Annotated in this window: 1 protein-coding gene; it reads left to right on the plus strand. The window is 61.0% G+C overall.

What is annotated here, in order from left to right:
• On the plus strand, window positions 1-213 hold a 213-nt coding region (locus AZG88_RS28820), incomplete at its 5' end, for a proton-translocating transhydrogenase family protein (RefSeq protein ID WP_197487956.1).
• Window positions 214-277 lie beyond the last annotated feature (64 nt).

Raw genomic sequence — 277 nt, forward strand, 5'->3', positions numbered from 1 at the left:
AACGCCATCCACGGCATCGTCGTGCTCGGTGCGCTGGTGGTGTTGGGCAAGGTCGAGAACCCGCCGTGGGGGCTGCAGGTGATCCTGTTCGTGGCCCTGGTGTTCGGAACGATCAACGTGGTCGGTGGTTTCGTGGTCACCGACCGGATGCTGGCGATGTTCAAGTCCAAGCCCGCCGCCCCTGTTGCTGCTGAGAAGGGTGGGGACCGGTAATGGAATACCTCGTCAACGTGCTGTACATCGTGGCGTTCTCGATGTTCATCTACGGTCTGATGGG

This window comes from Rhodococcus sp. LB1, from assembly GCF_001583455.1.
In the GTDB taxonomy this organism is placed as follows: Bacteria; Actinomycetota; Actinomycetes; order Mycobacteriales; family Mycobacteriaceae; genus Rhodococcus_F; species Rhodococcus_F opacus.